The sequence below is a fragment of the Streptomyces sp. NPDC059248 genome (genome assembly GCF_042753905.1).
In the GTDB taxonomy this organism is placed as follows: Bacteria; Actinomycetota; Actinomycetes; order Streptomycetales; family Streptomycetaceae; genus Streptomyces.
Map to the genome: position 1 here is coordinate 1 of NZ_JBHYZV010000142.1, position 9627 is coordinate 9627.

At 73.8% G+C, this 9627-nt stretch carries 6 protein-coding genes and 1 other RNA gene; 3 read left to right on the forward strand and 4 right to left on the reverse strand.

What is annotated here, in order from left to right:
- Nucleotides 1–259: 259 nt before the first annotated feature.
- Both ACFXG1_RS32445 and yaaA read right to left on the reverse strand, forming a co-directional pair.
- Complete coding sequence (locus ACFXG1_RS32445; RefSeq protein WP_384745768.1) at nucleotides 260–892, reverse strand: bifunctional 4-hydroxy-2-oxoglutarate aldolase/2-dehydro-3-deoxy-phosphogluconate aldolase; 633 nt, start codon at nucleotides 890–892, stop codon at nucleotides 260–262.
- A 99-nt stretch (nucleotides 893–991) separates the two neighbouring features.
- Nucleotides 992–1792: a peroxide stress protein YaaA gene (yaaA, locus tag ACFXG1_RS32450; protein WP_384745770.1), complete on the reverse strand. Its 801-nt coding sequence runs from the start codon at nucleotides 1790–1792 to the stop codon at nucleotides 992–994.
- 246 nt (nucleotides 1793–2038) lie between these two features.
- Between yaaA and ACFXG1_RS32455 the strand changes: the two genes are divergently transcribed.
- Entirely contained in the window at nucleotides 2039–3496 is a 1458-nt protein-coding gene (locus ACFXG1_RS32455) for an RNB domain-containing ribonuclease (RefSeq protein WP_384745772.1), read from the forward strand.
- Nucleotides 3497–3574: 78 nt separating this feature from the next.
- On the opposite strand, the gene ACFXG1_RS32460 is transcribed toward ACFXG1_RS32455, so the two are convergent.
- Nucleotides 3575–4432 (reverse strand): hypothetical protein, encoded by an 858-nt coding sequence (locus ACFXG1_RS32460; protein ID WP_384722977.1) that lies wholly within the window; start codon nucleotides 4430–4432, stop codon nucleotides 3575–3577.
- Nucleotides 4429–5274, reverse strand: a complete 846-nt coding sequence (locus tag ACFXG1_RS32465; RefSeq protein ID WP_384718870.1) for a MerR family transcriptional regulator — start codon at nucleotides 5272–5274, stop codon at nucleotides 4429–4431. The genes ACFXG1_RS32460 and ACFXG1_RS32465 overlap by 4 nt, the downstream gene beginning before the upstream one ends.
- An 85-nt stretch (nucleotides 5275–5359) precedes the next feature.
- Between ACFXG1_RS32465 and rnpB the strand changes: the two genes are divergently transcribed.
- Together rnpB and pglW are read left to right on the forward strand one after the other, a co-directional pair.
- Nucleotides 5360–5768: RNase P RNA component class A (gene rnpB / locus ACFXG1_RS32470), an RNA gene on the forward strand.
- 199 nt (nucleotides 5769–5967) lie between these two features.
- Nucleotides 5968–9627: BREX system serine/threonine kinase PglW (gene pglW / locus ACFXG1_RS32475; protein WP_384745774.1), on the forward strand; the 3660-nt coding region annotated here is incomplete at its 3' end.

Genomic DNA, 9627 nt, shown 5'->3' on the forward strand with positions numbered 1-9627 from the left:
CACACCCCCGGCTTTGTTCCTTTCTCTCCCCCCCTGCCCCCGCGTCCGTGCTCTGGGGTGGGGGGGCCCCCCCAGCCGGGGCCCCCCCTCGCCCGGGGGGGGGGGGGGGGGCCCCCCCCCCCCCCCCCCACCACCGGAGCCCACCACCGGAGCCCACCACCGGGACCGCCGGAGCCACCGAGCCCACCGCCGGGACCACGGCCGGAGCCGCCGGGGCCACGGCCGGGGCCACTGGCACCGCCAGGGCCGCCGGGACCAGTCAGGACGTGGCGGCCGTGGGCCTCAACTCCGAGGCCTCCGCCGCGAGGTCCCGGATCCGCGACCAGTCCTTCGCGGCGATGGCGTCCGGCGGCAGCATCCACGTCCCGCCGACGCAGGCCACATTGGGCAGGGAGAGATAGACCGCGGCGGACTGCCGCGAGATGCCGCCCGTCGGGCAGAACCGCGCCTGCGGCAGCGGCCCGGCGACGGACTTCAGATAGGGCGTGCCCCCGGCGGCCTCCGCGGGGAAGAACTTCATCTCCGTCACCCCCCGCTCCAGCAGGTTCACGACCTCCGACACCGTGGAGACCCCCGGCAGGAACGGCACGCCCGACGCCCGCATGGCGTCCAGCAGCCGGTCCGTCCACCCCGGGCTCACCAGGAACCGGGCCCCGGCGGTGACGGCCGTCTCCACCTGCTCGGGGGAGATGACGGTCCCCGCGCCGACGACGGCCTCCGGCACCTCGGCGGCGATGGCCCGGATCGCGTCCGGCGCGGCCGGGGTCCGCAGCGTCACCTCGATCGCGGGCAGCCCGCCCGCGACCAGCGCGCGGGCGAGGGGCACGGCGTCCTCGGCGTCCTCGATGACGACGACGGGAATCACGGGCGCGAGATCAAGCACGGAGGTCATACGGCCATCCTGCCGGGCCGCATCATTGTCTGCAACGACCGTTGTGCATGCTGCAACGCACGGGTCGGTCGCAGGCGAGTCCCGGGCGGCTACAGCCGCTCAGTGGATGTCGGTGACCACCACGTCCAGCGCCCAGGGCCGGTCCCCGCGCGCCGGGGGGTCCACCTCCACCGTGTGTCCCAGATCGCGCAGCGTCTCCGCCAGCCGCGCCGGGTCCTTCGGCCGGGCCCCGGCGAGCAGCAGGTCTCGTACGATCCGCCCCTTGGTCGCCTTGTTGAAGTGGCTGACCACGGAACGCTTCTCGACCCCGTCGACCAGTCGCGCGTGCAGTACCCGTACCGTCGCCGTCCGCCCCGCGAGCTCCCCCTGGGGCTTCCACGCCGCCGCATACGCCGACGACCGCAGATCGAGGACCAGACCGCCGTCGGCGGCCTCGGGCAGCGCCGACTCCATCGGCGCCCGCCAGTGCGTGGCGAGTCGTCCGGCGCGCGGCAGCTGGACACCCATCGAGCAGCGGTACGACGGGATCCGGTCGCCCACCCGCACGGCGCCCCACAGCCCCGAGAACACCAGCAGGGACGCCCGGGCCCGCCGCTTGGCCGCCGCGTCGAGGGTCGCGAGACCCAGCGCGTCGTACAGGACCCCCGTATAGATCTCCCCGGCGGGCCGCGCCCCGGCCGTCCGCAGCTCCGCGTTCTTGGCGATCTCGCCCCGCAGCCCCGGGCTGAGGCCGAGGACCTCCGCCGCCTTCTCCTCGTCGGCGACGCACAGCTCCACCAGCTCGTCGAGTACGGCGTCCCGCGCGGCGCCGAGACCGGGCAGCGACAGCGACTCGGGCTTGAGCGGGGCGCCGCGGCCGGAGGCGGCCTTGCCCTCGGACGGCGGCAGCAGCACCAGCACGAACGTTCTCCTCACAAGGCGGTACGGGGGCGGGGACGGGCCCCCGCACCAGCGTATGCCCCCGAGCAGCCGCGGCCCGCGCAGGAGCACCGGCGACCCGTCACCGGCCGGACACGCCGCCCCGCGTCCGTCCGGGTCGCCCCCCCCCGCCCCCGCCCCCGCGATCGCGATCGCCACCCCCACCGCGATCGCCCGCCCTCCGCCCTCCGCCGCGCGCGCCCGCCCCCGCCGACCTACGCTCGATCCATGCCCCGCCGCCTGATCCGCGCCAGCGGCGCCCCCGACGCCCCACTGCCCGCGGCCCTGCGCGAGCTGCGGACGGAACTCGGCGTACCGGACCACTTCCCCGCCGCGGTGCTCGCCGAGGCCGACTCGGCCGCCGCCGCGCCCCGCCCGCCCGGCCCCGGCCCCGTGGACGCCACCCACCTCCCCTTCTTCACCCTCGACCCGCCCGGCTCCGCCGACCTCGACCAGGCGATCCACCTCGCCCGCCGCGACGGCGGCTACCGCGTCCACTACGCCATCGCCGATGTCGCCGCCTTCGTCGCCCCCGGCGGAACCATCGACTCCGAGGCCCGTCGCCGCGTACAGACGCTCTACTTCCCGGACGAGTCCGTGCCCCTGCACCCGCCCGTCCTCTCCGCCGGCGCCGCCAGTCTGCTCCCGGACGGGCCCCGCCCCGCCCTGCTCTGGCGTATCGACCTCGACGCCGAAGGCCGTACCGTCACCGCCGAGGTCCGCCGGGCGACCGTCCGCAGCCGGGCCCGTCTCGACTACGCCACGGCCCAGCGCCGGATCGACGACGGTACGGCCGACGAGCCCCTCGCCCTTCTCCAAGAGATCGGGCTGCTGCGCGAGGAGCGGGAGCGCGAACGCGGCGGGGTGTCACTCGGCGTCCCCGAACAGGAGATCGTCCGCGACGGCGGCGGATACGCCCTCACCTACCGCGCCCCGCTCCCCGCCGACGGCTGGAACGCCCAGCTGTCCCTCCTCACCGGCATGGCCGCCGCCGACATCATGATCGAATCCGGTACGGGCATCCTGCGGACCCTCCCCACCGCCCCGTCGGGCGCCGTCGCCCGGCTCCGGCTGACGGCGCGGGCGCTCGGCGTCGACTGGCCGCACCATGTCCCGTACGCCGAGGTCATCAGATCCCTCGACCCCCGCGAGCCCCACCACGCGGCCTTCCTCACCGAGTGCACCACCTTGCTGCGCGGCGCCGGCTACGCCGTCTTCACCGGCGGCGAGCTGCCCTCCCCGTCCGTCCACGCCGCCGTCGCCCACACCTACACCCACTGCACGGCACCCCTGCGACGCCTCGTCGACCGCTACACGGGTGAGCTGTGCGTCGCCGCCTGCGCCGGCCAGGGCGTTCCCGAGTGGGTCCTCGACGCCCTCGCCGACCTCCCGGAGACGATGGCCCAGGGCTCCCGCCGCGCGGGCACGGTCGAGCGCGAGTGCGTCGACATCGTCGAGGCCGTCCTGCTGCGCGACCGCGTCGGGGAGACCTTCGACGGTGTCGTGATCGACGTACGGGAGGCCGATCCGGCCGTCGGTACGGTCCAGTTGCGCGACCCGGCCGTGGTGGCCCGGATCACCGGAGACGGCGCCCTGCCGCTCGGCGAGCCGGTACGGGTCCGTCTCACCCACGCCGACCCGGCGGCCCGCCACGGCGGCGCGCGGGTCCTCTTCGCCCCCGTCTGAACCCCCGCCCGCCGGACGCCCCCGCCAGACGCCCCCCGCGAGAACCCCCCCCCCGCCACAGTCCTCCGATCACGCCGCTCACGCCGCCCGGCGCTCCGTCCCGTCCGCCCGCGGCCCACCGCCGAGCGCCGCCAGCAGCGCCTTCGGATCGTCGGCGTGGAAGCGGACCGTCCGCGCGGTGCCGGTCCTCCCCAGCGGACGGGTGTACGTCACCGGGGCCGCCAGGTCCACCGCGACCGTCGTCTGCCCGCCGACGATCAGATCGATCGACCCGTCGTCGTGCGCGTTCACCAGGCTCCCGCTCGGGAACCTGCGGTCGATCCGGACCCGGACGATGTCCTCCGCCGGTATCCGCAGGTCGAACAGGGCGCCGTAGCGCAGCCGCAGCGACCCGTCCGCGCCCGCCACATGGGGACGTACGACACACGACGCGTGCATGCCCACCATGAGCACGGTGCCGTACACACCGACGCACAACAGGATCAGGTGGACCGGCGGCCACGGGATCAGAAACGCCAGGGCCACCGTCTCGACCACCGACAGGCCGATGAACGACCACACCATCGCGGACTGCGGCGCGGTGTACCCGGCGGCGTGGTCGCCGGGGCCGAGTCCGTGCCGGCGCCGCCGAACCCAAAGCCAGACGCTGCGCAGACACCGCACCTCGTGCGCGACGAGCCGGACCGGGACCCGGGGAAACAGGGCATACGCAGCCTCGCGCAGCGCCGCCCGCGGCTCGCGGCCCCGGCGGCGGGCGGCGGCGTATCCGCGCGACAGGAGTACGGCCTCCAGGACGACGGCGCCGACGACGAGCACCCGGGCGAAGAGGACCACGGCGCGCGGCAGGGGCACGCCGGCCGCCGCCGCGATCAGCAGAGGCAGTTCGACGGGTACGAGCGCCCACACCACCCGGCGAACCGAGGTACGTCCGGTCATGTCCCCTCCTCCTTCGCCTCCGCCGGGCTCTCCCCGCCACCCGACCCGCCCGCCGGTCCGCCGCCCGACCCACCCGCCGACTCGGCCCGTCGGCCGTCGAGTGCGGCCAGCATCCGGTGTACGACGGCGGCCTGGGCGGGCGTGAAATCGTCCAGGAACGCCCGCCCGAAGGCCCCGCCGTCCATGGCGGGCCCGTCGCCCATCAGGGCGATCAGCTCGTCCGGCATACAGCCGGCGAGCGCGTCGCCGAGGGGGACGACCCGCGGATCGGCCGGGTCGGCGTCCGCCAGCCCGTCCAACTCCTCGTACAGTCCCTGCACCCGGGCCGCGAGCCCGCTCTCGGCCAGCGGCATCAACGTGGCGAACAGCCGCTCCCGGTCCTCCGGCGGCAGCACGGTGTCCAGCAGCGCCAGATGGCCGCGGTCCTTGGCGGCCATGACGGACCCGCTGGGCGGCAGCGCCGCCAGCAGCCCGGCCAGCTCCGGCGATACCGGCCCCTCGGCGGGCAGGGTCCCCTCCCGGGCCCGCGCGATCAGCTCCGCCAGCCGCTCCCGCCGCCGGTCCAGCTCCGCCCGCTGCCCCGCCAGGTCGGCGTCGAGCTCCTCCAGCACCTCCACCAGCTCCCGCCCGGCGTCGTCCGCGATGACGTCCCGCACCTCGGCGAGGCCGAGCCCCAGCTCGGTGAGGCGCCGGATCCTGGCGAGGACGACCGCGTGGCGCAGCCCGTAGTCGCGGTAGCCGTTCGGCAGCCGTTCGGGTTCGGGGAAGAGCCCGAGATGGTGGTAGTGGCGTACGGTCCGCGGGGTGATCCCCACGAGTGCGGCGACTTCTCCGATCCTCATGCCCCCAGTGGAGACCATGACGCCGCGACAAGGTCAAGCGGCGGGCCGCCCGGCCGCGGCCGGGTAGCATGGACGGCACGGCAGACGAGCCGGGCGGACGGCCGCGTGGGGATCCCCGGATCCCCCCGAGGAACGTCCGGGCTCCACAGGGCAGGGTGGTGGCTAACGGCCACCCGGGGTGACCCGCGGGACAGTGCCACAGAAAACAGACCGCCGGGGACCGTATCCGTACGGCCCCCGGTAAGGGTGAAACGGTGGTGTAAGAGACCACCAGCGCCTGAGGTGACTCAGGCGGCTAGGTAAACCCCACCCGGAGCAAGGTCAAGAGGGAGCACTCCGGTGCTCCTGCGCGGACGTTCGAGGGCTGCTCGCCCGAGTCCGCGGGTAGACCGCACGAGGCCGGTGGCAACACCGGTCCTAGATGGATGGCCGTCGCCCCATCGGTCGCGAGACCGACGGGGAAACAGAACCCGGCGTACGGCCCGGCTCGTCTGCCCCTCAGGGCCTCTGGCCAGGGTTCCCAGGTCAGGGGCTCGCCGCGGAGCATCCGAGTCCGCCGATATGTGCGTCATATGCCTGAGGTCCGTCCTTCATCACCCCTTCTCATGACAGAGGCAGGCACTAGGATCTCCACCCTGGGCCCGGCCATGGGGAACGGCGGCCCCGGAGAGCCACGAGGAGCGGGGAACAGGCATGCGGGAAGGCCGGTGGGTCACGGTCACCGAGTCCGAGTTCGATCACGAACGCCGCGGCCTGGACGCCATCCGGGAAAAGCTTCCGGACGCCGACCCCTGGCGCGCCTGGTCGAACTTCACCTTCACCGCGAACACCGGCCATGTTCGTGAGGTCGACCTGCTGGTCGTCGCTCCCGGCGGCGTCTGCATGATCGAGTTGAAGGACTGGCACGGCTCGGTCACGTCCGAGAACGGCACCTGGGTGCAGACCACTCCCGGAGGCCGCCGCCGTACCCACGGCAACCCGCTGCACCTGGTCAACCGCAAGGCCAAGGAGCTGGCCGGTCTGCTCGCGCCCGGGGGCAGGCGGGTCTGGGTCGCGGAGGCCGTCTGCTTCACGGACAACGGCCTGCGGGTACGTCTGCCCGCCCACGACCAGAACGGTGTGTACACCGTCCACCAGTTGGTCGAGATGCTGGGGCAGCCCCCTCGTGACGAGCGGCGCCGTATCACCGCGATCGGTTCGCGCGAGATCGAGGCGGCCCTCAAGAACATCGGCATCCGCAAGAGCGACGCGCAGTACAAAGTCGGCCCGTACGAGCTGAAGCGGAAGTCCTTCGACTCCGGTCCCACCTGGGCGGACTACCTCGCCCAGCACAGCGAGCTCCCCGAGACCGCCCGGGTCCGCATCTATCTCAGCGAGCGCGGCTCCGACGCGTCCCTGCGCCAGTCCGTCGAGAACGCGGCCCGGCGCGAAGCCGCGGTGCTGGGCCGTTTCAAGCACCCGGGCGTGGTCGAACTCAAGCAGTACTTTCCCTCCGGGCACGCCGCCGGCCCGGCGCTGATCTTCGACTACCATCCGGACACCCTGAAACTGGACGAGTATCTGGTCCAGTACGGCGAGAAGCTGGACATCCTCGGCCGGATGGCGCTGGTCCGCCAGCTCGCCGAGACCATGCGCTCCGCGCACTCCAGCCGCATCCACCACCGGGCACTCGCGGCCCGCTCCGTGCTCGTCGTCCCCCGGCCGCGCGGCGGGAAAGGCCGGGCGGTGGGCGAGGATGCCGCCTGGCTCACCCCGCACATCCAGATCTCCGACTGGCAGATCGCCACCCAGCGCAGCGGCGACTCCTCCCAGGGCCGGGGCGCGACCCGCTTCGCGCCGACCGCCCTGTCCGCGATGCACCTGGCCGACGACGCCGACGCCTACCTCGCCCCCGAACTCACCGCCCTCAACCCCGACCCGGTCCACCTGGACGTGTACGGGCTCGGCGTCCTCACCTATCTGCTGGTCACCGGCAAGGCCCCGGCCGCCGGCCAGGCCGAGCTGCTGGCGCGGCTGGAGGCGGGGGAGGGCCTGCGCCCCAGCTCCCTGGTGGACGGCCTGTCGGAGGACGTGGACGACCTGGTGCAGGCCGCCACCGCGTACCGGCCCGGACAACGCCTGTCCGGCGTGGACGAGTTCCTCGAACTGCTGGAGATCGTCGAGGACTCCCTCACCGCCCCGGCCCCGGCGGCCACCGGCACGGAGGGACCGGGCGACGAGGAGGACCGGACCGCCGCCGACAAGGACCCGCTGGAGGCCGTCGCCGGCGATGTGCTCGCCGAACGGTGGGAGATCCGCCGCCGCCTCGGCACCGGCTCGACCAGCCGCGCCTTCCTCGTCCGCGACCTCCAGGCCAAGGCTCGCAGGACCCGCCCACTGGCCGTGCTGAAGGTCGCCCTCTCCGACAGCCGAAGCGAGATCCTCGTCCGCGAGGCCGAGTCCATGGGACGCCTTCGCCCCCATTCCGGCATCATCCGCCTCGTCGAGCCCGAGGCGCTGCACATCGGCGGCCGTACCGTCCTGGCACTGGAGTACGTCGGCGACGAGCGCGACGACACCGGACAGGCCACCGAAGGCGGCGGACGCCCGCGCCGCCGCGAGGAGACCGTCGCCCGCCAGCTCCGCGAGAACGGCCGCCTCCAGGTCGACCAGTTGGAGGCGTACGGCGACTACCTCTTCGGAGCCGTCGACTTCCTGGAGGGCGAAGGGGTCTGGCACCGCGACATCAAACCCGACAACATCGCCATCCGCATCCGCCCCAACCGCACCCGCGAACTCGTCCTCATCGACTTCTCGCTCGCCGGCTACCCGGCGAAGAGCACCGGCGCGGGAACCGACGGCTACCTCGACCCCTTCGTCGACATCATCACCCGCGGCTCGTACGACTCGCACGCCGAGCGGTACGCCGTCGCCGTCACCCTGCACCAGATGGCCTCCGGCGAACTGCCCAAATGGGGCGACGGCAGTGTTCTGCCCCGTATGACCGACGCCAAGGAGTGGCCGTATCCGACCATCGCGGCCGAGGCGTTCGACGCGGTCGTACGGGACGGTCTCGTCGCCTTCTTCCAGAAGGCCCTGCACCGCGACGCCGGTCGGCGATACCCCGAGCTGAAGCCGATGCGGGACGCCTGGCGCAAGGTCTTCCTCGACGCCTCCCTGTCCGTCCCGTCCAGCCACCGCTCCCGCCACCCGGCCGCCGCGACCACCACCACAGGGGAGGGGACACTCTCCGAGGGTGTCGCCGCCGTGATCGCGGACGCCGAGCCGGAGACCGCCGAGCAGCAGCGCGACCGCCTCGCCGCCGACGTCACCGGCGACACCCCGCTGACCGTCTCCGGCCTCACGCCCGCCGCCCAGTCCTTCCTCTACGGCCTGGGTATCACCACGGTCGGTGAACTGCTCGACTACAGCCGCCGCAAGCTCGTCAACGCCCCCGGACTGGGCGCCAAGACCCGCAACGAGGTCCAGCAGCGACAGCGCGAGTGGGGCGAGCGGCTGCGCGAGATCCCCGTATCGCCGCTCACTCCGAAGGGCCGCGCGGAGGCCAAGGAGGAGCTGGAGCAGCTCACCGCCGCCGAGTCGGCCCTCGTCGGCGAACTCGCCACGAGCGGATCGGCGGGCGTCCTGTCCCCCCGCACGCTCCGCTCCGTCAGCCTCGACACCCTCGCCACCGTCTTCGTGCCCGCCGTGAACAACAACGGCTCCAACCGCAACAAGGCGGAGATGGTACGGCTGCTGCTGCGCCTGCCCGACGAGCACGGCGTACTGCCCGGTATCGGGGTCTGGCCGAAGCAGAAGGACGTCGCGGACGCGCTGACCCTGAGCCATGGCCGTATCCCGCAGATGCTCAAGGAAGAGCGCAAGCGCTGGAAGGCGGAGCCCGCCGTCCAGGCACTGCGCGACGAGATCATCGACCTGCTGGTGAGCATGGGCCGGGTCGCTTCGGCGGTGGAGATCGCGGATGCCCTGGCGGTCCGGCGCGGCACGCATCTCGCGGGGCGGGAACAGCGGCGCGCGCTGGCGCTGGCGGCCGTACGTGCCGTGGTCGAGGTCGAGCAACTGCTTCCGCAGGAAGCCGAGTTCCAGCACCAGCCGAACCGCAAGGCGACGGACGAGTCGCTTGGTGCCGGCCTTCTCGCCGTGGACGTGCGGGAGAACGACGGCCCGGACACCCCGACCGCGCCCGGCCTGCTGGAGTACGCGACCCGGCTCGGCCGGACGGCCGACCGGCTCGCCAGGCTGGACACCCTGCCGACGGCGGCGACGGTACTGGCCGAGCTGGGCGCGCTCACGGTGCCGCCGGGCGCGGTGGACTGGGACGAGCGGCGCATGGTGGAGCTGGCGGCGGCGGCG